This window comes from Nocardioides sp. (genome assembly GCF_036503465.1).
GTDB lineage: Bacteria > Actinomycetota > Actinomycetes > Propionibacteriales > Nocardioidaceae > Nocardioides.
The window spans coordinates 49,601-72,716 of record NZ_DASXWU010000011.1 but is presented as its reverse complement, the minus strand read 5'-3'; the positions used below and the strand labels follow the sequence as shown (position 1 = coordinate 72,716).

General features: G+C 70.4%; 22 protein-coding genes and 3 tRNA genes. 7 read left to right on the top strand and 18 right to left on the bottom strand.

Annotated features, from left to right (window positions below; translation table 11 throughout):
- Window positions 1–722 (bottom strand): 50S ribosomal protein L10 (rplJ, locus tag VGK78_RS01370; protein ID WP_331525458.1); only part of this gene is annotated, 722 nt, incomplete at its 3' end.
- A 530-nt stretch (window positions 723–1,252) separates the two neighbouring features.
- On the opposite strand from rplJ, the gene VGK78_RS01365 reads away from it, so the two are divergent.
- Entirely contained in the window at window positions 1,253–2,257 is a 1,005-nt protein-coding gene (locus VGK78_RS01365) for a DnaB-like helicase C-terminal domain-containing protein (protein ID WP_331525457.1), read from the top strand.
- A gap of 69 nt (window positions 2,258–2,326) precedes the next feature.
- On the opposite strand, the gene rplA is transcribed toward VGK78_RS01365, so the two are convergent.
- From rplA to VGK78_RS01340, 5 genes are all read right to left on the bottom strand, one after another.
- Complete coding sequence (gene rplA / locus VGK78_RS01360) at window positions 2,327–3,040, bottom strand: 50S ribosomal protein L1 (RefSeq protein ID WP_331525456.1); 714 nt, start codon at window positions 3,038–3,040, stop codon at window positions 2,327–2,329.
- A gap of 141 nt (window positions 3,041–3,181) precedes the next feature.
- Window positions 3,182–3,610 (bottom strand): 50S ribosomal protein L11, encoded by a 429-nt coding sequence (gene rplK / locus VGK78_RS01355; protein ID WP_331525455.1) that lies wholly within the window; start codon window positions 3,608–3,610, stop codon window positions 3,182–3,184.
- Window positions 3,611–3,880: 270 nt separating this feature from the next.
- Entirely contained in the window at window positions 3,881–4,756 is an 876-nt protein-coding gene (gene nusG, locus VGK78_RS01350; RefSeq protein ID WP_414690616.1) for a transcription termination/antitermination protein NusG, read from the bottom strand.
- A 173-nt stretch (window positions 4,757–4,929) separates the two neighbouring features.
- On the bottom strand, window positions 4,930–5,172 hold the full coding sequence (gene secE / locus VGK78_RS01345) for a preprotein translocase subunit SecE (protein ID WP_331525454.1): 243 nt from the start codon (window positions 5,170–5,172) through the stop codon (window positions 4,930–4,932).
- 77 nt (window positions 5,173–5,249) lie between these two features.
- A tRNA-Trp gene (locus VGK78_RS01340) sits at window positions 5,250–5,322 on the bottom strand.
- Window positions 5,323–5,489: 167 nt separating this feature from the next.
- On the opposite strand from VGK78_RS01340, the gene VGK78_RS01335 reads away from it, so the two are divergent.
- Genes VGK78_RS01335 through VGK78_RS01325 form a run of 3 tightly spaced genes read left to right on the top strand, consistent with a single transcriptional unit; the run spans window position 5,490 to window position 8,598 of the window.
- Window positions 5,490–6,716, top strand: a complete 1,227-nt coding sequence (locus tag VGK78_RS01335) for a pyridoxal phosphate-dependent aminotransferase (RefSeq protein WP_331525453.1) — start codon at window positions 5,490–5,492, stop codon at window positions 6,714–6,716.
- Window positions 6,717–6,718: 2 nt separating this feature from the next.
- Window positions 6,719–7,816, top strand: a complete 1,098-nt coding sequence (locus tag VGK78_RS01330) for an adenosine deaminase (protein ID WP_414690615.1) — start codon at window positions 6,719–6,721, stop codon at window positions 7,814–7,816.
- The gene (locus VGK78_RS01325) at window positions 7,813–8,598 is read left to right on the top strand and encodes a DUF4190 domain-containing protein (protein ID WP_331525451.1); all 786 of its coding nucleotides are present in this window, start codon (window positions 7,813–7,815) and stop codon (window positions 8,596–8,598) included. The genes VGK78_RS01330 and VGK78_RS01325 overlap by 4 nt, the downstream gene beginning before the upstream one ends.
- A 10-nt stretch (window positions 8,599–8,608) precedes the next feature.
- Here the strand turns inward: VGK78_RS01325 and VGK78_RS01320 are convergent, their stop codons facing one another.
- From VGK78_RS01320 to VGK78_RS01270, 11 genes are all read right to left on the bottom strand, one after another.
- On the bottom strand, window positions 8,609–9,634 hold the full coding sequence (locus tag VGK78_RS01320; RefSeq protein ID WP_331525450.1) for a UDP-N-acetylmuramate dehydrogenase: 1,026 nt from the start codon (window positions 9,632–9,634) through the stop codon (window positions 8,609–8,611).
- Entirely contained in the window at window positions 9,627–10,007 is a 381-nt protein-coding gene (locus tag VGK78_RS01315) for a MaoC/PaaZ C-terminal domain-containing protein (RefSeq protein ID WP_331525449.1), read from the bottom strand. Before VGK78_RS01315 ends, VGK78_RS01320 begins: the two co-directional genes overlap by 8 nt.
- Window positions 10,007–10,405, bottom strand: coding sequence for an FAS1-like dehydratase domain-containing protein (locus VGK78_RS01310; RefSeq protein ID WP_331525448.1), 399 nt, complete (start codon window positions 10,403–10,405; stop codon window positions 10,007–10,009). The genes VGK78_RS01315 and VGK78_RS01310 overlap by 1 nt, the downstream gene beginning before the upstream one ends.
- A 77-nt stretch (window positions 10,406–10,482) precedes the next feature.
- Window positions 10,483–10,653 carry a 50S ribosomal protein L33 gene (gene rpmG, locus VGK78_RS01305; RefSeq protein ID WP_331501141.1) on the bottom strand — a complete coding sequence of 57 codons (171 nt, stop codon included), beginning with the start codon at window positions 10,651–10,653 and terminating at the stop codon, window positions 10,483–10,485.
- Window positions 10,654–10,701: 48 nt separating this feature from the next.
- Window positions 10,702–10,775, bottom strand: a tRNA-Met gene (locus tag VGK78_RS01300).
- A gap of 37 nt (window positions 10,776–10,812) precedes the next feature.
- Window positions 10,813–10,885 (bottom strand) — tRNA-Thr (locus VGK78_RS01295).
- A gap of 81 nt (window positions 10,886–10,966) precedes the next feature.
- The gene (locus tag VGK78_RS01290) at window positions 10,967–11,992 is read right to left on the bottom strand and encodes an NADPH:quinone reductase (protein WP_331525447.1); all 1,026 of its coding nucleotides are present in this window, start codon (window positions 11,990–11,992) and stop codon (window positions 10,967–10,969) included.
- Between the two features lie 29 nt (window positions 11,993–12,021).
- Entirely contained in the window at window positions 12,022–13,425 is a 1,404-nt protein-coding gene (locus VGK78_RS01285; protein ID WP_331525446.1) for an amidase, read from the bottom strand.
- A gap of 155 nt (window positions 13,426–13,580) precedes the next feature.
- Window positions 13,581–14,162 carry a DNA-3-methyladenine glycosylase I gene (locus tag VGK78_RS01280; protein ID WP_331525444.1) on the bottom strand — a complete coding sequence of 194 codons (582 nt, stop codon included), beginning with the start codon at window positions 14,160–14,162 and terminating at the stop codon, window positions 13,581–13,583.
- 192 nt (window positions 14,163–14,354) lie between these two features.
- Window positions 14,355–15,287 (bottom strand): pirin family protein, encoded by a 933-nt coding sequence (locus tag VGK78_RS01275; RefSeq protein WP_331525442.1) that lies wholly within the window; start codon window positions 15,285–15,287, stop codon window positions 14,355–14,357.
- A gap of 37 nt (window positions 15,288–15,324) precedes the next feature.
- Window positions 15,325–16,575: a homogentisate 1,2-dioxygenase gene (locus tag VGK78_RS01270; RefSeq protein WP_331525440.1), complete on the bottom strand. Its 1,251-nt coding sequence runs from the start codon at window positions 16,573–16,575 to the stop codon at window positions 15,325–15,327.
- Between the two features lie 111 nt (window positions 16,576–16,686).
- Between VGK78_RS01270 and VGK78_RS01265 the strand changes: the two genes are divergently transcribed.
- The 3 genes from VGK78_RS01265 to VGK78_RS01255 all read left to right on the top strand — a co-directional run bounded on the left by VGK78_RS01265 (window position 16,687) and on the right by VGK78_RS01255 (window position 21,823).
- Window positions 16,687–18,594, top strand: a complete 1,908-nt coding sequence (locus VGK78_RS01265) for an ABC transporter ATP-binding protein (RefSeq protein ID WP_331525438.1) — start codon at window positions 16,687–16,689, stop codon at window positions 18,592–18,594.
- Complete coding sequence (locus VGK78_RS01260) at window positions 18,575–20,530, top strand: ABC transporter ATP-binding protein (protein WP_331525437.1); 1,956 nt, start codon at window positions 18,575–18,577, stop codon at window positions 20,528–20,530. The genes VGK78_RS01265 and VGK78_RS01260 overlap by 20 nt, the downstream gene beginning before the upstream one ends.
- A gap of 240 nt (window positions 20,531–20,770) precedes the next feature.
- A complete protein-coding gene (locus tag VGK78_RS01255) occupies window positions 20,771–21,823 on the top strand; it encodes a type IV toxin-antitoxin system AbiEi family antitoxin domain-containing protein (RefSeq protein WP_331525436.1) in 1,053 nt (350 codons plus the stop codon).
- A gap of 92 nt (window positions 21,824–21,915) precedes the next feature.
- Here VGK78_RS01255 and VGK78_RS01250 read toward each other — a convergent pair whose 3' ends face one another.
- Window positions 21,916–23,070 carry an aromatic ring-hydroxylating dioxygenase subunit alpha gene (locus VGK78_RS01250; protein WP_331525435.1) on the bottom strand — a complete coding sequence of 385 codons (1,155 nt, stop codon included), beginning with the start codon at window positions 23,068–23,070 and terminating at the stop codon, window positions 21,916–21,918.
- Between the last annotated feature and the right edge of the window lie 46 nt (window positions 23,071–23,116).

Below are 23,116 nucleotides of genomic sequence, written 5' to 3'. Positions count from 1 at the left end.
TCCGCGGTGTCGCTCTCGTCAGAGGCGGCGGTGGCCTCCGCGTCGGCGGCTGCCTCGGTCCCGGCCGGAGCGGGCTCCTCGGTGGCCTCGTCGGCAGGGGCCTCGGTCACCTCGTCCGCGGGGGCCTCGGCCTCGGCGGCCGGTTCCTCCTCGGCGGCAGCCGGCGTGCCGGCCCCACCTGCGTTGAGGTCTGAGGGGTCCTCCCCCTCTTCGGCCCGCTTCGCCTGGAGCGCACCGGCGAGCCGGGCGGCCTGGGCGAGCGGGGCGTTGAGCAGGTAGACGGCCTGGCTCAGCGAGGCGAGCATCGCGCCCGCCAGCTTGCCCAGGAGCACCTCACGCGACTCGAGGTCGGCCTGCTTGGCGACCTCGGTGGCGTCGAGAGGCTTGCCGTCCAGGACGCCACCCTTGATGACCAGGGTGGGGTTGGCCTTGGCAAAGTCACGCAGACCCTTCGCGGCCTCGACGACGTCGCCCTGGATGAAGGCGATCGCGGTCGGACCGGTCAGGAGGTCGTCGAAGCCGTCGATCCCCGCGTCCTTCGCGGCGATCTTGGCCAGCGTGTTCTTGACCACGGCGTAGTGGGCGTTCGCACCGAGGGAGCGCCGCAGTTCCTGCAGCTGCTTCACGGTGAGACCGCGGTACTCGGTCAGTACAGCGCCGGCGGCATCGTTGAACGAGTCGACGATCTCCGCGACGGCGGCCTGCTTCTCTGCCCGCGCCATGGGTCTCCTTCCGATGGGCGAGACCCCTGCACGAACATCCCCGACACGACGAACGCCCCGGGCGCAGGCCCAGGGCGTGGATCGCACCGCGACCGTTGTGGCCGGGGTACCGCTCTGTCACCTGCGCGGGCCGCCCGCATCTCGCGGGACCTTCGATCGCGTCTGCAGGAGCAGGCACGACGACCAGCGGTCTCTGGTTACGAGGGACGAGACTACGGCGCCCGAGGGACCGTGGCCAAATTGAGCCGAGGTCGCGCGAGCGCGCCGAGACCCCGTGACGCGCCCTGGGCCTCGACCAGGCTTCGGCGGGGCTTCCGAGGTTCCGCCCGAGCGTGGCAGGGAATAGGTAAATTCGGGCCGAAGACACCCCTGATCGCGACGACCTAGGGGTACGGTCCTAGGTATCGGGACGCGCTTTCCCCCCATCTATGACGCCACTGGGCACAACGGGCCAGGTGGTCTGATCCAGAGGCGTCCTGTTTTCCCGGATCTTTGCCGGGACGGAGCCGATCCGTGTTCCAATCTTCCCCATGGACTACAAGTTGACCTCGTTGTCGGCCGTCCTCGAACGCGCCGACAGCCGGCTGCGCAGCCCTGACGGCGGCGTACGCCTCTGGCCGACGGGTTTCCCCCTCCTCGACGAGGCGATCGGCGGTGGCTTCCGCTCCGGGACCCTGAACCTGATCGCCGGCCCCCAAGGCCAGGGCAAGACGATGTTCGCCATGCAGGCGGCCCGCGCCGCGGTGAAGGCCGGCCGCTCGGCCGTGTTCTTCTCCTACGAGCTCGAGGCCGACGCCCTCACCCAGCGTCTGGTGGCGATGGAGGGCGGCGAGATCGACCCGTACGAGGCGCCCAGCCTCAGCGAGGTGCGGGCGATCTTCGAAGGCACCTCCGGCGGCACCGGGGGTCTGCTCGAGCGGATGGCCTCGACCCGCAGCGGGATCGGCACCCAGGCGCTGGTGAACGTCAGCGAGTACGCCGATCGGCTGGTCGTGCACCGCTCGACGGCGACCCACACCGACATCACCGAGATCAACGACACGATCAAGAAGGTGATGGGGAGCACCGGTGAGTCGCCGCTGATCGTCGTCGACTACCTCCAGAAGGTCGCCACGCCTCTGAGCGACCTCGGAGAGGAGGAGCGGATCACCCGGATCACCGAGCAGCTCAAGGACGTCGCCATCGAGTTCGACGCGCCGGTCTTCGCGGTCGCCGCGATGGACCACGAGGGCCTCGAGCCCGGCGCCCGCATGCGAACCCGTCACATGCGTGGCTCGACCGCGCTCTCCTACGAGCCCGACGTCGTCCTGATCCTGGGCACCAAGTCCGACATCGTCGCCCGCCACCACCTGATGTACGGCGGAGCGAACGCCGAGAACTTCAAGGACTGGTCGGTCGTGACGGTCGAGAAGAACCGCTCCGGCAGCGGCGGCGCCGAGATCGAGTTCAAGAAGCGGTTCGACCAGGGCCGGTTCGAGGCGGACGGCAACGTCGTCACCGAGAAGCTCGTCGACGAGCGCGTGTACGTCGAGTAGAGCGACCCCTCAGACAGCGGAAGGCCCGGCCACTGATGGTGGCCGGGCCTTTCGACGTACCGGGGCTTCTCAGCCTTCCTCGGCGGCCGCGACGTTGCGGGTGCGGTTGGGGTCGACCTGGACGCCGGGGCCCATGGTCGTCGACACGGTGACCTTGCGGAGGTAGCGACCCTTGGAGCTGCTGGGCTTCAGCCGCAGCACCTCCTCCAGCGCGGTGGCGTAGTTCTCCGCGAGCTGCTGCTCGGAGAACGAGGCCTTGCCGATGATGAAGTGCAGGTTGGCGTGGCGGTCGACGCGGAACTCGATCTTGCCGCCCTTGATGTCCGAGACCGCCTTCGCGACGTCGGGCGTCACGGTGCCGGTCTTCGGGTTGGGCATCAGGCCGCGGGGGCCGAGCACGCGGCCGAGGCGGCCGACCTTGCCCATCATGTCGGGGGTCGCGACGACGGCGTCGAAGTCGAGCCAGCCGCCGTTCACCTTCTCGATCAGCTCGTCGCCGCCGACCACGTCGGCGCCGGCCTCACGGGCGGCCTCGGCCTTGTCCGCGGCCGCGAACACGAGCACGCGGGCGGTCTTGCCGGTGCCGTGGGGCAGGTTGACGGTGCCCCGCACCATCTGGTCGGCCTTGCGGGGGTCGACCCCGAGGCGCATGACGACGTCGACGGTCTCGTCGAACTTCTTCTTACTGGTGTCCTTGGCGATCTTGATCGCGGCGTACGGCGAGTAGATCTCGTCCTTGTCGAACGACTCTGCCGCCGCGCGGTAGGTCTTGCTGCGCTGCATGGTGTTCCTACTTTCGGAAGATGTGGTCATCGGGCCAGCGCGGCCCTGCCACGGGTTGGATCGGTGTTGTCACCGGACTCGGTCTCGAGACGCGACCTTCGAGCCTCGTCCTGGCCTCCCAAGCTCGGGCCAGGGGCTCTCTCAGTCGGTGCGGACGCCCATCGAGCGGGCGGTGCCCTCCACGATCTTCATGGCGGCCTCGATGTCATTGGCGTTCAGGTCGGGCATCTTGGTCGTCGCGATCTCGCGGACCTGGTCCTTGGTCAGCCGGCCGACCTTCTCCTTGTGCGGCACGCCGGAGCCCTTCTGCAGGCCGGCGGCCTTCTTGATCAGCTCGGCCGCGGGCGGCGTCTTGGTGATGAACGTGAACGAGCGGTCCTCGTAGATGGTGATCTCGACCGGGATCACGTTGCCGCGCATGGACTCGGTCTGGGCGTTGTACGCCTTGCAGAAGTCCATGATGTTCACGCCGTGCGGACCGAGCGCGGTGCCGACCGGCGGCGCCGGCGTCGCGGCACCCGCCTGCAGCTGCACCTTGACCAGCGCGGCGATCTTCTTCTTGGGAGGCATTCCTCTGGGTGTCCTTCGTGTCGTACGTCGTGGTCGTCGCGAGCCGGACCGGCTCTGCCACCTGGTTGTTGCGGTGTTGCCCGGGCAACCGGACCATTCTGGTCGGTCACGCCCGAGATGCCTAATTCACCGACCCGTCGAGTCTCCCAGCGTTCTGGTCACAGGGGTCTCGACCCGCGGTCGCGGCTTCGCAGGCTCAGCCGCGCGCTCGCTCGACCTCGCGCGGTTGTGAGTCCGTGCCTCTGCGAGCGAGCTCGCAGAGGCACGGACTCACACGCGCTGAACCTGCGAGAAGCTGAGCTCCACCGGGGTCTCCCGGCCGAAGATCTCCACCAGGGCCTTGACCCGCTGGGCCTCGGCGTTGATCTCGGTGATCGTCGCGTGCAGCGTGGCGAACGGGCCGTCGACCACCATCACCGAGTCGCCCTCACCGAAGTCGGCGACCTCGACGGCCTTCTTGGTCGCCGTGGCGGTGCCACCGCCGGCAGCGGCGCCGGCGGGCGTCTCGGTCGGGGCGACGATCGTCGGGGCGAGCATGTTCTCGACCTCGGTCATGCTCAGCGGCACCGGCTGATGGGCCTGGCCCACGAAGCCGGTCACGGAGGGGGTGTGCCGGACGGCAGCCCACGACTCGTCGGTGAGGTCCATCCGGACCAGCACGTAGCCGGGAAGCACGGTGCGCTTGACCATCTTGCGCTGGCCGTTCTTGATCTCCGCGACCTCCTCGGTGGGGACCACGATCTCGTGGATGTAGTCCTCCATGTTCAGCGAGACGATGCGGTTCTCGAGGTTCTGCCGGACGCGGTTCTCCATGCCGTAGTAGGTGTGGACGACGTACCAGTCGCCGGGCTTGGCCCACAGCTCGCGGCGGAACTCCTCCAGCGGGTCGTCTGCGAGGGCCTCGTCGTCCGCATCGACCTCCTCCACCAGGGTGCCGTCGGTGAGCTCGTCGGTCGGCTCGTCGACCGAGGCATCGCTCTCGTCGGTCGCGCCGCTCGTCGGCTCCCCCGGCTCGGCGGAGAAGTCCACCGCAGCGGCGTCGGCGGGGGCTGGCTCAGCCTCTGCCTCGAGCTCCGCGGTCACCTCGTCCGGCTCGCCGGCGACCGGCTCCTCCACCGGCACGTCCGTCGACTCCGCGGACTCCACCGACTCTACCGGGGAGTCGTCGCTCGGTGCCTCCGTCGGCTCGTCGGCCGCATCGGAGGTCGGCTCGTTCTCGACCTCGGCGTCCGCCGGCGCATCCGCTCGCGCAGAGACCTCCTCCGGAGTGCCGTCCTGCTCGATGTCGTCGTACTGCGACACGTTTCCTGCTCCCAACCTCAGCTCGAGGACCGGCCGTTGAACAGCCAGAAGACCAGCTTGCCGATGCCCAGGTCGAGCCCGGAGATCAGCGCCATCATGAACGCCACGAACACCATCACCACGAAGAAATAGGTGACCAGCTGCTGCTGGGTCGGCCAGACCACCTTCCGCAGCTCGGCGATGACCTGTCGATAGAACAGGACAGGTCCGGTGCGCTCGGTACGCCGGTCGCGTGACCGGACCGCGTTGCCTCCCGCCACCTGCGCCACCTCTTCCTGGTCTCGCGGCCGGCCCGGCTGGCCGACCGCTCTGGTCTGGTTCTGGCTGTTCGTTCCCGCAGGGCACGAGGGACTTGAACCCCCAACCTTCGGTTTTGGAGACCGATGCTCTGCCAGTTGAGCTAGTGCCCTGTATGGATCCACGGATGGACCCACGGGCGGATCTCCAGGACCCACCGCCCGCCACCGTGAAGCGCGCAGCGTGGGCATGGCAAAGCCTTGGGGAGAACCACCGTTCTCGAACTCTACCCGGCGGCCGGAGGCGAGTCGAACTCGCGAGCGCCCCTACGATGGGCCTCATGACCGAGGCACCTTCCACCACCAGCAGCCCCCGCCAGCGCCGGGTGTCCGACCGTATCGGCGCGATCGCCGAGTCGGCCACGCTCAAGGTGGATGCGAAGGCGAAGGCGCTGAAGGCCGGGGGCCGCCCGGTGATCGGCTTCGGTGCGGGTGAGCCGGACTTCGCGACCCCGGCGTACATCGTGGAGGCGGCGGTCGAGGCCTGCCGCGACCCACGGAACCACCGCTACACCCCTGCCGGCGGCCTGCCCGAGCTCAAGCAGGCGATCGTCGACAAGACCCGGCGTGACAGCGGCCTCGTGGTGCAGCCCGGCCAGGTCGTGGTGACCAACGGTGGCAAGCAGGCCATCTACGAGGCGTTCGGGACGATGCTGGACCCGGGCGACGAGGTGATCGTGCCGGCGCCGTACTGGACGACGTACCCCGAGGCGATCCAGCTGGCGGGCGGCGTCGCGGTGCCGGTGCTGGCCGACGAGACCCAGGGGTACAAGGTCACCGTCGAGCAGCTCGAGGCGGCCCGCACCGACCGCACCAAGGTGCTGCTCTTCGTCTCGCCGTCCAACCCGACCGGAGCGGTCTACACCGCCGACGAGATCCGTGCGATCGGGCGGTGGGTGGAGGACCACGGACTCTGGGTGCTCACCGACGAGATCTACGAGCACCTGGTGTACGACGGCGTCGAGACCGGGTCGATGCCCGTGCTCTGCCCGTTCCTCGCCGACCACACCGTCGTGGTCAACGGGGTCGCCAAGACCTACGCGATGACGGGTTGGCGGGTCGGCTGGATCCTGGCACCGAAGGACCTCGCGGCCGCCGCGGCCAACCTGCAGTCCCACGCGACGTCCAACGTCTCGAACGTCTCCCAGCGAGCGGCGCTCGCGGCCGTCACCGGCGACCTGTCGGCCGTCGACGAGATGAGGTCGGCGTTCGACCGGCGCCGGAAGACGATCGTGTCGATGCTGGGCGAGATCGACGGTGTCGTCTGCCCGACGCCGGAGGGCGCGTTCTACGCCTACCCCTCGGTGAAGGGCCTGCTCGGCCGGAGGTACGGCGGACGGGTGATCGAGAGCTCGGCCGAGCTCGCCGAGTACATCCTCGAGCAGGCCGAGGTGGCCGTGGTCCCGGGCGAGGCGTTCGGCACGCCCGGCTACCTGCGGCTCTCCTACGCACTCGGCGACGACGACCTGGTCGAGGGGATCACCCGGCTGCAGAAGCTGTTCGCTTGAGCGTGGAGGATCCCGCCGACCACACCCAGAACGAGCGCGACGCGCGAGAGGCGGGCTCTCGGCGACGGTCGCTCGCGAGCTTGCCCAAGGCCCATCTGCACCTGCACTTCACCGGCTCGATGCGGCACGCGACGCTGCTCGAGCTCGCCGAACGCGACGGCATCCAGCTGCCCGAGTCGCTGGTGAGCGAGTGGCCGCCGCAGCTGTCGGCGGCCGATGAGAAGGGCTGGTTCCGGTTCCAGCGTCTCTACGACGTGGCCCGGTCGGTGCTGCGCACCGAGGACGACGTACGCCGGCTGGTGCGCGAGGCCGCCGAGGACGACGCCCGCGACGGTGGGCGGTGGCTGGAGATCCAGGTCGACCCGTCCGGCTACGGCGCGCGCTTCGGCGGCATCACGGCGTTCACCGAGCTGGTGCTGGACGCCGTACGCGAGACGTCCGCTTCGACCGGCCTCGGGATGGCGGTGGTCGTCGCCGCCAACCGCACCCGCCACCCGCTCGACGCCCGCACCCTGGCCCGCCTCGCCGCGCAGTACGCCGGGCGCGGGGTCGTGGGGTTCGGGCTGTCGAACGACGAGCGACGCGGGGTCACCACGGAGTTCGCGCCGGCCTTCGCGATCGCCGAGCGCGCCGGGCTGCTGCTCGACCCGCACGGCGGGGAGCTGGTCGGGCCGTCGTCGGTGCGCACCTGCGTCGAGGCGCTGCATGCCCAGCGGATCGGCCACGGAGTCCGGTCGGTGGAGGACCCCGGCCTGCTCGCCCGGATCGTCGATCTCGGCATCGCGCTCGAGATCTGCCCGGTCTCCAACGTCGCTCTCGGCGTCTACTCCGACCTCACGTCGGTGCCGCTCCCCGACCTGCTCGCCGCCGGCGCAACGGTCGCGCTGGGCGCCGACGACCCGCTGCTGTTCGGCTCGCGGCTCGCCGCTCAGTACGCGACCATGCGCGCCGCCCACGAGCTCTCCGACGAGACCCTCGCCGAGCTCGCCGCGATGTCGATCCGAGCCTCGTGCGCTCCCGAGGACACCAAGGCCGCCCTCCTGCACGACGTCACCACCTGGCTCGCCACGCCGGTGATGTCTGCGACGATGAGCGCATGAGCGACGACGATCTCTGGCGGCCCAAGGACCAGCCCGCCGGCGACCAGCCGCGCGCGGACGACCCGTCCGAGGCAGGGCCCGACGGGAGCCGGTCCGACGACCCGGCCACGCATCAGCCGGGCAGCCCGATGGGCGACCAGACCCAGCCGCTCCACGGCACCCCTGGCTCCCCGCCTGCCCCGTCCGCCCCGTCGTACGACTCGCCGTCGGGCCCGGGCGCCGTCCCACCCCCGTACAACCCCTTCGGCCAGCATGGTCCCTACGGCGCTCCGCCCCAGAACCCGTACGGCTCCCAGCAGCAGAATCCGTACGGCGGCGGCCAGGGCCAGTCCTGGGGTCAGCCTGGTCAGCCCGGCCAGCCGTACGCGCCACCGCCCAACCCGTACCAGCCGCCGCACGAGTACGGCGCCCCGCCGAGTCCCTATGGCACGCCGTACCAGCCGGGGTACGCCGGAGCCCGCCCCGACCACCCCTCGGCGACGACCGCGATGGTGCTCGGCATCGTCGGCCTGGTCGGCGTGGTGCTGTGCGGCGGGCTGACGCTGCTGCTCTCACCGGCGGCCTGGATCGTGGGTGCGAAGGCGGTGCGCGAGATCGACGCCGCACCGGGCAGGTACGGCGCACGCGACCGGGCCCAGGCCGGGAAGATCATGGGGATCATCGGCACGGTCCTGCTCGCGCTGGCCGTGGTCGCGATCATCGGTGTCGTGGCGCTCGCGGTCAGCGTGGGCGACTCGGATCCATCGCCGGTGTTCCCGAGCTCGAACAGCCTGAACGGCTGAGCGGGGAGAGTCAGAGCTCGCAGCCGACGAGCACGGGCTCGTTGACGAGCCGGATGCCGAACCTCTCCTCGACGCCGTCGCGGATCTCGCGGGCCAGGGCCAGCAGCTCCGCGGTCGTGGCACCGCCCCGGTTGGTCAGCGCCAGGGTGTGCTTGGTCGACAGACTCACGGCGCCCTCGCCGTACCCCTTGCCGAAGCCGGCGTGCTCGATCAGCCAGGCGGCGCTGGTCTTCACGCCGTCGTCCAGCGGCCACGCCGGCGCACCCTCCGGTACGTCGTGCGCGGCGACGACGGGGTTGGTGAAGAACGAGCCGGCGCTCCAGGTGTCGTGGTCCGCGGCGTCCAGGACCATGCCCTTGGCGCTGCGCAGATCCAGCACCGCCCGCCGTACGTCGGACATCGCGGCGCGCGCGCCCGGCTGGACATCGAGCGTGCGGGCCAGCTCGGCGTAGGTGACCGGAGCGCCCAGCTCCCCCTGCCGGAACTGGAAGGTGACCTGGAGGACGACGTGGCGTCCCGGGTCGGCCTTGAACCGGCTGGTGCGGTAGCCGAAGCCGCAGTCGGCTGCGGCGAAGGTGCGTACGCCGCGGAGCTTCCGGTCCCAGACGCGGACCGAGGCCAGCGTCTGCGCGACCTCCTGGCCGTAGGCACCGACGTTCTGGATCGGGGTGGCGCCGAGAGAGCCTGGGATGCCGGAGAGGGCCTCGATCCCGACCCAGTGGTTGTCAACGGCACGGGCGACGAACGGCTCCCAGGGCTCACCCGCCGCCACCGTCACCACGACACCGCCGCAGGTCGGGTCGTCACCCTCGTGGTCGGCGGTCACCCCGGTCGTCGCCACGTCGACCACGGTGCCGTCGAAGCCCTCGTCGGCGACGACGACGTTGCTGCCACCGGCCAGCACCAGCACCGGCTCGCCGGCCTCGTCGCAGGCACGTACCGCGTCGACGAGGTCGGCCGCGGTGGTCGCCCGCACCCAGGTCTTCGCAGGGCCGCCGAGCCGGAGCGTCGTGTGGTCCGCGAGCAGCTCAGGCACGGAGCGTGGCCTTGAACCGACCGAGCACCTGCTCGCCGTTGCAGCTCACGGTGAGGGCCACCACGCGATCGTCCCCCTGGTCCTCGCACGTGCCCGAGATCTCGACCTCGGCTCCCTCGGGGGGCACGGGGACGGGCTTGGTGAACTTCGCTCCGAGCGTCAGCACCTCGCCCCGTCGCCCGACCCATTCCTCGACGTACCGCGCGGCAAGCGCCATCGTGAACATGCCGTGGGCGATGACGCCCGGGAGCCCGACCGACCGAGCCACCTCGTCGTCCTGGTGGATCGGGTTGTGGTCGCCGCTCGCCGCGGCGTAGGCGACGAGGTCCTCGCGGGTGACCCGGAACGTCCGGGTATCGAGCTCGGTGCGCATCAGGCCTCCCCGCGGTGGACGATGGTCGCCGTGCCGGTGCAGACCTCCGCGCCGGCCTCGTCGGTGATCACGCTGGTGGTGCCGACGATGTCGGCACCGCCGATCTGCCGCAGGCTCGCCACGGTCAGGGTGGCGGTCAGCACGTCGCCGGGATCGATCGCGCGCTCGTAGCTGAACCGCTGCTCGCCGTGCACGATCCGGAACAGGTCGACCTGCTCGGCTTCGAGGAAGTCGTTCATCGCCTGGAACGCGACCACGATCGGGAACGTCGCCGGCGCCGGCCCGCCGTCGTAGGTCCCCCCAGTCGCCGCGACGAAGGCCCGGATCTTGTCCTCGGACACGGCGTACGGCGGCGTCGGCGGGAAGCGCCGTCCGACGAGGGACTGGTCGATGGGCATGTCTCAGAACCTATCGAGAACGCGACCACGCCCGCCCGGGCAGGCCGGACGGGCGCGGGCGCGAGCTGCGGTGAAGGTCAGCGTGTCTCGCGGTGCGGCGTGTGCTTGCGGCAGCGCGGGCAGAACTTCGACAGCTCCATGCGGTCGGGGTCGTTGCGCCGGTTCTTCTTCGTGATGTAGTTGCGCTCCTTGCACACCGTGCAGGCGAGCGTGATCTTCGGGCGAACGTCGCTGGTCTTGCTGGCCACGGTTGGTCCTTCTGTCGCTGGTCGGCGCCGGGATGCCGGCCGCCGCGGTAGTGGGGGCGGGATTCGAACCCGCGACACCACGATTATGAGCCGTGTGCTCTAACCACCTGAGCTACCCCACCAGGAGGGCGCCCCGGTTGGTGCAGGGCCCCACCTCAGAGCCCCTTTACGGAATCGAACCGTAGACCTACTCCTTACCATGGAGTCGCTCTGCCGTCTGAGCTAAAGGGGCGGACGGTCGAGAAGGATACACAGCGCGCGAGGCGATGCCGAAATCGTGTGACGCCCGCTCAGAGTCACCTCGCGAGGCGTCTCAGTCGAGGTCGGCGACGTCGATCAGGACCTTGCCGACCGCGCCGTTCTCGACCGCGTCGTGCGCGGCGGCGGTCTCCTCCAAGGGGAACCTGATCAGCGGGAGTCCCGCGTCCTCTCCGACCTCCAGGGCCCCGTCGGCGACGGCCGTCGCGACGTCGTCGGCCGCCGCCAGCAGCGCCTCCTCGCCGACGGTGTAGAGCAGGATGAACTGAAGCCGGGCGTTGAGCGCCATCAGAGGCCGCACCGGAAGGGTCACCTCGGTCCCGCCGGTGTTGGCGTACGCCGAGACGGCACCACGCGGCTTGAGCACCTGCGCGACCAGGTCGGCGTTCTGGATGATCGCGACGTCGACGACGAGGTCCACGCCGTCGGGTGCGATCGCCTTGATCTCGGCGGCCGGTTCACCGGTGCGGTAGTTGGTCACGTGATGGGCGCCGGCCGCCGTGGCGAGTGCCGCCTTCTCGTCGCTGCTGATCGTGGAGATCACCGTCGCCCCCGCCCAGACCGCCAGCTGGATCGCGGCGTGGCCGACGGCACCTGCCCCGCCGGTGACCAGCACGACACGCCCCTCGAGTGACTCCGGGGAGAGCCGGTCCGGACCGTCCTCGTGCACCGTCAGGGCGCGGTGCGCGGTCATCGCCGGCACGCCCAGGCTGGCGCCGACGTCGTACGACGCGCTCCCGAGGCGTACGACGCGGGCCTGGGGCAGCACGGTGTACTCGGTGGCGGTGCCGAGGGGTCGGTCGTGCTGGGCCAGGAAGACCCAGACGCGGTCGCCGGCCTTGAGGTCGTAGACGCCGTTGCCCACCTTGTCGACGACCCCGGCGCCGTCCTGGCCGGGCGCGACCTCGTCGAAGGGCAGCTCCGAGGCCGTGGCGCCGGCGCGGAACTTCCAGTCGGTCGGGTTGACGCCCGCGACCGCCATCCGCACCCGCACCTCGCCCCAGTGCGGCGTGGGCAGGTCACGCTCGGCGACCTCGAGCACCGAGGAGTCGCCGAGCTTCGAGTACACGACTGCGCGCATGCTGGGACGCTACCCAGGTCTCGTCGATCTCATGCGTCGCGGAGCAGCGGCCAGGGCCGTGCCTCCTCCAGCTCGAAGCCCAGCTCGAGGAGCATGGCCTCGCGGCCGTGGTCGGCGGCGAGCATCATGCCCAGCGGCAGCCCGGCCGACGTCGTCGCGAGAGGCAGGGAGATCGCCGGTGCGCCGGTGGCGTTCTGCCAGGGCGTCCAGGCGACCCATTTGAGCAGACGATCCAGCACGATGTCGAAGTCCTGGCTCGGGTCGAGCCAGCCGATGACCGGCGTCTCGCGGGCCAGGGTCGGCGTCAGCACGACGTCGTACGACGTGTGCAGCTCGCGCGCACGCATCCAGCTGCGCCGCAGCCGCGCGGTCGCCAGCGGAAGCCGGGCGAGGCGCGGGCGGGCGTACCGGTCCAGGCCGCGGGTCAGCCCGTCCAGTCTCGACCGGTCCCAGGACGAACCGTGCGCCATCCGCCCGGTCGCCACTGCGACCGATGCCAACGAGCCCCAGTAGAGGAGGAAGTCGTCCTTGAACGAGGCGGCCACCGGCTGCTCGATCCGCTCGACGTGGTGGCCGAGCGACTCCAGCAGCTCGGCGGTGCGCAGGGTGAGGGCCTCGACCTCGGGGGTCGCACGGACCTCGATGCCCTCGGTGAGGACGGCGACCCGTCGACGTACCCGCGAGGCATGTGTCACGTCCCCCACAGGTGCGAGGCGGAGGTTGCGGTAGACGCGTTCTGCCTCCCGGAGGAACGCGGCGGTGTCGCGGACCGACCGGGTGACGACGCCGTCCGCAGTGATCGGCACCGGCAGCCGACGGAACATCCGGTCCTGAGCCACGCGACCGCGTGTGGGCTTGAGACCGACGAGGCCGTTCACCGCGGCCGGGATGCGGATCGAGCCGCCGCCGTCGTTCGCATGTGCCATCGGTACGACGCCGGCCGCGACCAGCGCCGACGACCCGGCCGAGGACGCGCCGGCGGTGTGGTCGGTCGACCACGGCGAACGGACCGGACCCAGCCGCGGGTGCTCGGCCGAGGCGTTGAAGCCGTACTCCGACAGCTGGGTCTTCCCGAGCGGGATCACCCCCATGGCCCGGAACATGCGGGCGAAGTCGCCGTCGCGTCCCGCGGGACGAGCGGCGAAGGCATCCGTCCCCATCTGCGTGGGCAGCCCGGCGAGGTCGGAGTTGTCCTTGACGAACGTCGGGATGCCCGCGAAGAAACCACCGGGGGGATCAGCCGCCTCGGCGCGAGCCTGCCCGAAGCGCTCGGTCGCGAGGGCGTTCAACCTCGGTGCGACCCGCTCGGAGCGCGCGATCGCCGCCTCGACCACCTCGGAGATCGACACCCGGCGCCCGCCGAGCGCCTCGGCGAGCCCCACCGCGTCGTGATCCCCCAGCGCGTCGTCGCCGTAGGCATGGACGCGCACCATGCCGCGAGGTTATCCGGGCTCTCTGCGTGCGACGGCCGCCGGTGTGGGGCCGGCGGCCGTCGCGTGGTGCGCTCGAGCGCCCCACAGGGATGGCGCCGGACCCCCGTCGACCCGGCGCGCACCCTTCAGGAGCGCCGACCGGCGTGCCTGATACGTCAGCTGACGTTTGCGCTCCGGTGGCATCCGGCCAGGTGGTCGTCGACCAGCCCGATCGCCTCCATCAGCGCGTGCATGGTGGTCGGCCCGACGAACACGAAGCCGGCCTTCTTCAAGGATTTGGACAGTGCGAGCGACTCCGCCGTCCGGGGGACGATGTCGTCGGTCGTGGTCGGTGAGGTCCAGGAGTCCGGACGGTGGTCGTCGACGAGCGCGACGAGTCCCCCGTGGTCGCGCAGATCCACCGTGGCCCTGGCGTTGGTGACCGCGGCCTCGACCTTGCGCCGGTTGCGGACGATGCCCGTGTCGTTCATGAGGCGGTCGACGTCCTGTTCGTCGTACGCCGCGATGCGCTCGGCGTCGAAGTCGTGGAACGCGGTCCGGAACGCCGGCCGCTTGAGCAGGATCGTCCGCCAGGAGAGGCCGGACTGGAACGCCTCCAAGGTGAGCCGCTCCAGGTACGCCGCCTCCCCCTCGACCGGACGCCCCCACTCCTCGTCGTGGTAGCCGCGCATCACGGGATCGCCGTCCCCCCACGGACACCGCGCGACCCCGTCCTCCCCCACCACCACTCCGGCCATGGACGCGATCCTGACAGAGAGTGCGGACAGGACGCCGACAGGCGGTGAGCTGGGATCGGTTCTCGAGAGCGAAACGGGTCCTACCGCACCGCTGCATAGGTCGGCTCCGCCGCGACCGCCGGAACCGACAAATCCAACACCCTGATCGAGCTCAGAGAAGTGACCTGCCCCGACGTCCCCGCCCGGAGATTGTCACCGGCGGGGCTTGAGTTTTGCGTTGGGCAGGGCGGGCGCTGGGATCGGTGGCAGGTGGTCGCCGGTGACGATCCCGAAGCGGCCGTCGAAGATCTGCGAGCTGTCCCGGATCGTGCCGTAGTTGTCGGTGATCTGGGCCATCCAGTCTCCGCGGGCCGCGACGACCTCGTCGTGGTCGCGGCCGACGAAGTTCCACCACATCACGATCTCCTCGCCGAGCGGACGACCGCCGATCACCAGCAGATGGGAGAGGTCGGCGGCCTCGATCTCGAGTCCTTCGCCGGGCGCGACGTAGGCGAGCTGGTGCTGCTTGACCTCCTCGCCGTTCACGTGGACGAGCCCGAAGTCGACCAGCACGCCGTACTCGAAGCCCGTGTCCGTCTCCGGGGAGAGCTTCGTGCCGCCGTCGAGGATCATCTCGGTGCCGACAAGCGGGCTGAAGGTCTCGACCGGGGACTCGCTGCCGAGCATCGAGCCGAGAAAGACCTGCGCGTCCCAGCCCGGGCCGTGGACGACCGGCGGCGCGTAGTGGGTGAAGGCCGGCTCGGTGTCCCGGTGCCCCCCCGGGAGGGCGACCCAGAGCTGGACGCCGTGCAGCACGGTCACCTCGTCCGTCGACACCTCCGAGTGCGAGATGCCGCGGCCGGCGGTCATCAGGTTGAGCTCACCGGGCTTGACCAGGGCGTGCGTGCCGGCGCTGTCGCGGTGCTCGACGATGCCGCCGAACAGCCAGCTCACGGTCTGCAGACCGATGTGCGGATGCGGCGAGACGACCATGCCGCCGGTCTCGTCGACGCGGTCGGGCCCGTAGTGGTCGAGGAAGCACCAGGCGCCGATCAGCGAGCGCTGCCGTTGCGGGAGCGTACGACGTACGGGCATCGCACGCAGGCCGCCCAGCGGCACCTCTCGGGGCTCGAGGATCTCTGTCATGGCGAGGTCATCGCATCAGTCGTCGTGGGTCGGTGGGTCAGGAGTTGGAGAAGACCGCGGGTCCCCCGTCGTGGCCGCGGCCCCCTTCGCCGGTGTGCCGACCCGCCCAGCTCCAGGCGTACGCCGGGTCCTCGGCCGCCACGCCTCCCTCGCCGAGGTCGAGCGGCGCGAAGGTGTCGATCATGACCGCGGTCTCCTCGAACTTCTCGGCACCCAGCGAGGCCTCGATCGCACTCGGCTGAGGGCCGTGGGCGTAGCCACCCGGGTGCACCGAGATCGAGCCGAGCCCGATGCCGGACCCCTTGCGCGCCTCGTAGTCGCCGCCCACGTAGAACATCACCTCGTCGCTGTCGACGTTCGAGTGGTAGTAGGGCACCGGAATCGACAGCGGGTGGTAGTCGACCTTGCGCGGCAGGAAGTTGCAGATCACGAAGTTCCAGCCCTCGAAGACCTGGTGCACCGGCGGTGGCTGGTGGATCTTGCCGGTGATCGGCATGTAGTCCTCGAGGTTGAACGTGTACGGATAGAGGCACCCGTCCCAGCCGACCACGTCGAAGGGGTGGGTGTCGTAGGTCAGCCTCGACCCGACCACCTGGCCGCCGACCCGGTGCTTGACGAGGACCTCGACGTCGGTGCTGCCGGCATCGTCGACCAGGAAGGTCTCGGTCGGGCCGTGCAGGTCGCGTTCGCAGTACGGCGCGTGCTCGAGCAGCTGGCCGAACCGCGACAGGTAGCGCTTGGGCGGGGCGATGTGGGAGTTGGCCTCGATCGCGTAGAGCCGGCTCGGCTCGCTGGGCACCCACCGGTGGGTGGTCGCGCGCGGGATCAGCACGTAGTCCTGGGTGCGGTAGGGGACGACGCCGAAGACCGTCTCGACCACGCCGGTGCCCGACTCGACGTACACGCACTCGTCGCCGATCGCGTTGCGGTAGTACGGCGACGCATCGGTGCCGGTGACGACGTAGTTGATCCGTACGTCGTTGTTGCCGAGCACCATCCGGCGCCCCTCCACGGGGCACGCGCCGCCCTGTCCGGCTTCCGGGAAGAGCCCGTGCAGCTTGAGATGGCGCGGCTTCAGCGGGTGGTTCGGTGTGCGGCACTGGTCGGGCAACTCCCAGACCTGCGAGTCGACGATCGCGGACGGGACGCCCCGGTGGTAGAGCAGCGACGAGTCCGACGAGAAGCCTTCCTCCCCCATCAGCTCCTCGTGGTAGAGCTTGCCCTCGGGATCCCGGTGCTGGGTGTGGCGCTTGGGTGGGACGGAACCGACACTCCGGTAGTAGGGCATGGCGCCAGACTAGGGGGTGTGCCCAGGGCGTGCAGAACCGTACGGCGGCCCGCTCGGAGCGCCCAAAACGGTTCGCGGCCGGGCCCTCGAGCGCCGTAGGATTTTCGGGCCATGCGCGACTTCCCTCCGGAGATTTCCACTTTCTACAGCGCGGCCGGTCGGAAGCCGGGCCCCGCGCCGGACACGCGCACCCCGGCGGCCTTCCTGCGGTGGTTCCTGAGGCAGCAATGGCAGGTGATCGCGCTCGCCACCGCCTTCGGCGTGCTCTGGCAGCTGCCGCTGACGGTCGGTCCGCTGTTGTTCGGCAAGGCCGTCGACGACGGGATCGACGCGCACTCGACCAGTGGCACCCTGTTCTGGGCGGGGCTCCTGCTCCTGGTCACGGTGGTGGGTGCGACGTTCGGGATCCTGCTGCACACGCTGGTCGTCCGCAGCTGGCTGATCAACCTGTACGGGACCATGAAGATGGTCACCCGCAAGGTCGTGCAGATGGGGCATGTGCTGCCACGCCGTACGCCGACCGGCGAGGTTCTCAGCGTGGCCTCGAGCGACTCCGACGAGTTCGGCGCCCTGACCGAGATCATCGCCCGGGCGGCCTCACAGGTCGTCGCCTACCTGGTCGTCGCGTTCATCGTCCTCTCGCTCTCGCCCGAGCTCGGGATCCTCATCCTGCTCGCGGCCCCGGTGCTGGTGAGTGCGGCACTGCCGTTGCTCAAGCCCCTGCACCGCCGGCAGCAGATCGAGCGTGGGCGGAACTCCGAGCTCACCTCGATGGCGACCGACATCGTCGCCGGCCTGCGGATCCTGCGCGGGATCGGCGGCGAGCGGACGTTCGGCCGTAACTACGACACCCAGTCGCAGCTGGCCCGCCAGGCAGGCGTCTCGGCCGGCATCTGGCAGGCGGGGATCGAGGCGGTGGGCGTGCTGTTCTCCGGCGTCTTCATCGTGCTGCTGGTCTGGCTGGGCACCCATCAGGTGATCGACGGGGAACTCTCCATCGGGCAGCTGATCAGCTTCCTCGGCTACGCGCTGTTCATGATCTACCCGATCCAGACCTTCTTCGAGCTCGCGCAGAAGGTCACCCGGGCCATGGTCTCGGCACGCAAGGCGATCGCGATCTTCGAGCACCAGCCGCCGTGGCCCGACCTGGAGACCAGCACGCCGCTTCCCGAGCGGGCCGACCTGTACGACGAGCTGAGCGGCTTCATCGCCCGGGACGGCGAGCTGACGATCGTCGTCTCGGCCGTGCCGGAGGACACGGCCGCTCTGGCCGACCGACTCGGGCGCTACCTGCCGGCCGACACCGAACCGGTCAGCCAGGTGCTCGAGGAGGGCATCAAGGGCCGGGCAGCACGTCGCGCCCGCGCGCAGCGCCTGGCCGAGCGGGCACGTCTCGCGGCGATGGACGAGGACCTGGCCAGCCGCGAGTGGGGCGTCCGGCTCGGCGGGGTCGACCTCGGCGAGGCCTCGCTGGACGACGTACGCCGCCACATCCTGGTCAGCGACACCGGCAGTCAGCTGTTCGCCGGGACGCTGCAGGACGCGATCGACCCGCACGGCCGGCTGACCCGGCAGGAGGCCGAGCACGCGCTCCGGGTGGCCAACGCAGAGGACGTGTACGACGCGATGCCGGGCGGCTGGCAGGGTCTGCTCGACGAGCGCGGACGGGGACTGTCCGGCGGTCAGCGGCAGCGGGTCGTCCTGGCCCGGGCGCTCGCCGTGGAGGCGCCGATCCTGGTGCTGGTCGAGCCGACGTCCGCGGTCGACGCGCACACCGAGGCGCGGATCGCGGAGCGCGTCGCTGCCGTCCGCCTCGGCAGGACCACCGTGATCTCGACGGTCTCGCCGCTGTGGCTGCACCACGCCGACCGCGTCGTGCTGCTCGAGGGCGGCAGGGCGACCGTCGCCGGCACCCACGAGGACCTGCTGCGTGACAGCCCGGCGTACCGCCGTGTCGTCGCGCGGGCGATGGACGCGCCGGTGGAGGAGGTGTCTGGCCATGAGCACACTCGTGTCTGACTCGTTGGCGTCCGACCCGCTGGCCAGCTCGGCCGCGACCTGGCGCGAGCACGGCGCGCACGAGCCGGTCGTGCCGGTCGAGCTGATCCCACCCCCGCGGGGCACGGGCCGACGCGAGCGGGTGTCCGCCCTGCGTCGCCGTCACCTGATGCGCGAGCAACGCGCCTTGGCGACGTACGCCGCCTCGCGCAGCCCGGAGCGTGGCTGGCCGGTGGCGGACAACCACGTCGTGCTGGCGTTCTTCCGCGGGCTCCTGCGCGAGCGGAGGTCCGAGGTCTTCTGGCTGGTCGCCCTCAACGCACTCGCCGCGGGGGCCGCGCTGGTGGTGCCGCGCCTGCTGGGCAACCTGGTCAACGCCGTGCGGGCCGGCGGTCCGGGACTGAGCGGCGATCTAAACCGGCTGGCCCTGCTGATCGTCGCCGTGGTCTGCTCCCAGGCGCTGCTGACGTTCCTGGCGCAGCGGATCTCGACGATCTTCGGGCAGGACCTGCTCTCGTCGGCCCGCGAGTACATCGTCTCGACCGTGCTCCGGCTGCCGCTCGGGCGGGTCGAAGGCGCGTCGACCGGCGACCTGGTCACCCGGGTCACCCGCGACGTCGGCACGATGAGCCGGTCGGTGCAGTTCGGCCTGCCGCAGGCGATCATCTCGGGGCTGACGGTCGGGCTGTCGGTCGTCGCAATGCTGCTCAACAGCATCGTGCTGGCGATCCCGTCGCTGCTTCTGATCGGGCTCTCGGGCTTCCAGGTACGCCGATACCTCCAACGCGCACCGAAGGGCTACATCACCGAGGGATCGACGTACTCCCGGATCAACACGACGCTCACCGAGACCGTCGAGGGTGCGCGCACCGTCGAGGCGCTGGGGCTGCGCGACCTGAGAGTCGGCGCCGGTGACGACGACATCGCGGTGTCGGCGCAGGCCGAGCGGTACACGATGACGCTGCGCAACCTGCTGTTCTGCGTGATCGACATCTGCTTCAACAGCCCGCGGGTGGTCACGCTGCTGGTGGGCGCGTGGGGCTTCTCGAACGGCTGGGTCTCGCTCGGCCAGATCACGGCGGCGCTGCTGTACGTCGAGTCGCTGAGCGGACCGCTCGACCGGCTGGTCGGCGAGATGGACCGGCTCCAGGTCGGTGTCGCATCGACGAGCCGGCTTCTCGGCATCGCGCAGGTGCCGGAGGACCGGGTCGCCGGGCCGGAGCGGCCGGACGGGCCGCACCTGGTGGGTGAGGACCTGCGGTTCGCCTACCGCGAGGGCCACGACGTACTCCACGGGGTGTCGTTGGACCTGCGCGTCGGCGAACGGCTGGCGATCGTCGGGCCGTCGGGGTCGGGGAAGTCGACGCTCGGCCGCCTGCTCTCTGGGATCAACGGGCCGCGCACCGGATCGGTCAAGGTCGGCGGGGTCGACCTGGTCGCGCTGCCGCTGGAGCTGCTGCGCACCGAGGTCGCGTTGGTGACCCAGGAGCACCACGTCTTCGTCGGCACCGTGCGCGACAACATCGTGCTCGCGCGCGAGGACTCCGCGGACGAGGCCGTGTGGGCGGCACTCTCGGCCGTTGGGTCGCGCGACTGGGTGGAGCGGTTGCCTCGCGGGCTGGACACCGTGATCGGCTCGGGCAACCAGGCGCTCACGCCCGCCCAGGCGCAGCAGATCGCGCTGGCGCGGCTGATCATCGCCGACCCCCACACGCTGGTGCTCGACGAGGCGACCTCGCTGATCGACCCGCGCACGGCTCGGACGCTCGAGGGCTCGATGAACGCCCTCCTCGACGGCCGCACCGTCGTCGCCATCGCCCACCGCCTCCACACCGCGCACGACGCCGACCGGATCGCGGTCGTCATCGACGGGCGGATCGTCGAGCTCGGCTCCCACCACGAGCTGGTCGCCCAGGACGGTGAGTACGCCGCACTCTGGCAGGCCTGGACCAGCTGAGGTTCGGCTTGGGATGGGTGGGCTGCCGGCGGGCGGCGGGGGCGGCGCGGCGACGAATTGCTTGTAACGCCCTGTTATCGGCACCCGGGCGCCTGCGTGCGGGCGCGGTCGCGCGGATAACAGGGCGTTACAAGCGCCGACGGCCCGCGGACCGTCCACACCCCGCCGCACGGTGGTGTGCGTCCACAGGTCGTGTCCGACGGCCGGCACTCCGGGCCTGGCTCCGGTCAACCTCGGGCCATGGATCCTCGCATCGTCGGCCTCATGGCAAACCAGCACGGGCTGATCACCTACACCCAGGCGCGGAAGCTGGGCATGGACGATCGCGAGATCGGGCGCCTGGTACGACGGGGCGGGTGGCGGCGCGTCCGGCGCGGCGTGTTCGTGGCCACGGACCACTGGGAGTCTTTGGACGTGTACCGCGGTCGGCCCCTGCTCGCCGTCCGTGCCGCTCACATGGTGATCCAGCGCAAGCACTGGTTCAGCCACGAGTCTGCCGCTCTCATCCAGGGGATCCCGTTGGCCGACCCTTCGTCGGCCGGAGTCCACGTCACACGACCGCGTGTCCTCGGCGACAGGAGCAAGGCCGGCATCGTCCATCACAAGGCCGTCTTCCTTCCGAGCCAGGCGACGACGGTCGACGGGCTTCCGGTGCTGGGCCTGGCGCGCACTGCCTGCGACCTGGCTCGGGGCAGCGGCCTCACCGCCGGCATTGCCGCCTGCGACCACGTCCTGCGGCGAGGAGTCACCATCGAGGACCTCACCGCCGTACGTCGCCAGATGGCCTACTGGCGAGGTGTCAAGAACGTGGAGCGCTCCATCGACCTGGCCGATCCCGGCGCCGAGAACTTCGCCGAGTCCGCCATGCGGGAGCTCATCGAGGCGCTGGGCATCGGACACCCCTTCACCCAGTTCGGTCTCAGGGCGGAGGGCAGGACCGTCTACTGCGACGTGCGCGTCGGTCGCCACGTCTTCGAGATGGAGGGGAAGGTCAAGTTCATCCCGGTCGCCGAAGGTGGCGTGGCCTCGGTCGATCCCACCGAGGTCGCCTGGGCGCAACGAGAGCGTGACGACTTCATCACCGGCTTCAAGCTCGGGATCTCGCACGTCACTACCGCGATCTCGGTCCGGGCCGGGTTCGCGCGGTGGAGCGGCTTCGCCGTGAGTACGCCGACACGGTGGCGCGGTTCGGTACGGACATCAGCGACCTCGCGCCGTATGTCGTCACCCGGAAGCGCTAGCGCCCCCGGGCCTGGGCGGCCGCCTGCCCGCCCGCATCGCCGTCGCTTGTAACGCCCTGTTATCAACGCCCGGGCGCCCGCGCGGAGGCGCACCGGTGCAGATAACAGGGCGTTACAAGCACATGACCGGGACCCAGAAGCCGATCAGCGGCCCTGGTAGGCCTTCGCAATGGTGGAGGTGAAGTGGTAGACGCCGGACTCGTCGGGGGCGAGGGGGCCGGCCTCGTAGTGGGGCGTGGCCAGCCCGCGCTGGACGCCTTCGCAGGCGGCCCAGTCCTGACGGTTGGTGAGGTCCCAGAAGTCGACGGCGTACGCCGGGCTGAAGTCCTCCTGCTCCACGACGTGCCGCGGGAAGGCCCACGAGCAGGTGATCCGCGTCCGCCCGGGTGTCAGCGGCACCAGCAGGTGCGTCATCACGTAGTCGGGGTGCAGCGAGATCAGCAGGTTGGGCAGCACGGCGGCGTACATCACGTGCGACTGCTCGTGCTCGTCGAGCCGCGCCATCCTCAGACCGCCGCTGCGACCGTCGAGCGACATCGTCTCCATGCCCGCGCGCAGGTCCATCCAGCCCCCGACCCAGTTGCCCGTGCGCTCGTCATAGTTGTCACCGCTGTTGGGCGGCGAGATCCGGCAGAGCTCCGGATGGATCATCGAGCAGTGGTAGCACTCCTGGTAGTTCTCGACGATCACCTTCCAGTTGGCCTCGACGTCGTAGGTGTGCGTCTCGGCGGTCACCAGTGACTCAGCGTCGTACGGCGCGACGATCCGCTCGAGCTCGCCGACGTGCTCGGCGAAGTCCGAGGCCGTGCCGGTCCGGTCGACGAAGACCCAGCCGTGCCACTCGTGCACCCGCACCGGCACCAACCCGAGCGTCGACCGGTCGTAGTGCTCGTCGATGTCCTTGAAGTTCGGAGCGCCGATCAGGCTGCCGTCGTGCCGGTAGGACCAGGCGTGGTAAGGACACACGATCGCTTTGGGCGACTCCGCGGAGCCCCCGCACGGCAGCAGCTCATGGCCACGGTGGCGGCAGGCGTTCTCGAAGGCACGGAGCACGCCGTCCCCGTCACGTGTGAGGAGTACGCCGTATCCGCCGACCGACTCGGCACGCAGCCCCGTGGGACGGATGTCTGAGGAGCGCCCGACGCAGATCCAGCCGTCGAACAGATATCGACGTTCCCACTCCAGTACCTCGGCCGACACGTACGCATCGCGCGGCAGCAACCGGCTCTCGCCGAACGGCGCCAGCGCCAGCGCGACCTGTGCGGGGTCGAGGGGTGCAGGTGGGATCGTCGTCCTCATCTCGCCTCCTCCGGCGATATCGATGCCCGGACGCGATGATGCGTCC

Coding starts and splice junctions, on each gene's coding strand:
- VGK78_RS01310 (WP_331525448.1), bottom strand. CDS start 10,405: ATGCCCATCGACCAGTCCCTCGTCGGACGGCGCTTCCCGCCGACGCCG.
- VGK78_RS01335 (WP_331525453.1), top strand. CDS start 5,490: ATGACCGAGGCACCTTCCACCACCAGCAGCCCCCGCCAGCGCCGGGTG.
- VGK78_RS01260 (WP_331525437.1), top strand. CDS start 18,575: ATGAGCACACTCGTGTCTGACTCGTTGGCGTCCGACCCGCTGGCCAGC.
- rplK (WP_331525455.1), bottom strand. CDS start 3,610: ATGCCTCCCAAGAAGAAGATCGCCGCGCTGGTCAAGGTGCAGCTGCAG.
- VGK78_RS01285 (WP_331525446.1), bottom strand. CDS start 13,425: ATGGTGCGCGTCCATGCCTACGGCGACGACGCGCTGGGGGATCACGAC.
- VGK78_RS01255 (WP_331525436.1), top strand. CDS start 20,771: ATGGATCCTCGCATCGTCGGCCTCATGGCAAACCAGCACGGGCTGATC.
- VGK78_RS01280 (WP_331525444.1), bottom strand. CDS start 14,162: ATGGCCGGAGTGGTGGTGGGGGAGGACGGGGTCGCGCGGTGTCCGTGG.
- VGK78_RS01290 (WP_331525447.1), bottom strand. CDS start 11,992: ATGCGCGCAGTCGTGTACTCGAAGCTCGGCGACTCCTCGGTGCTCGAG.
- VGK78_RS01365 (WP_331525457.1), top strand. CDS start 1,253: ATGGACTACAAGTTGACCTCGTTGTCGGCCGTCCTCGAACGCGCCGAC.
- VGK78_RS01325 (WP_331525451.1), top strand. CDS start 7,813: ATGAGCGACGACGATCTCTGGCGGCCCAAGGACCAGCCCGCCGGCGAC.
- VGK78_RS01270 (WP_331525440.1), bottom strand. CDS start 16,575: ATGCCCTACTACCGGAGTGTCGGTTCCGTCCCACCCAAGCGCCACACC.
- VGK78_RS01265 (WP_331525438.1), top strand. CDS start 16,687: ATGCGCGACTTCCCTCCGGAGATTTCCACTTTCTACAGCGCGGCCGGT.
- rplA (WP_331525456.1), bottom strand. CDS start 3,040: ATGCAGCGCAGCAAGACCTACCGCGCGGCGGCAGAGTCGTTCGACAAG.
- VGK78_RS01315 (WP_331525449.1), bottom strand. CDS start 10,007: ATGCGCACCGAGCTCGATACCCGGACGTTCCGGGTCACCCGCGAGGAC.
- VGK78_RS01250 (WP_331525435.1), bottom strand. CDS start 23,070: ATGAGGACGACGATCCCACCTGCACCCCTCGACCCCGCACAGGTCGCG.
- VGK78_RS01275 (WP_331525442.1), bottom strand. CDS start 15,287: ATGACAGAGATCCTCGAGCCCCGAGAGGTGCCGCTGGGCGGCCTGCGT.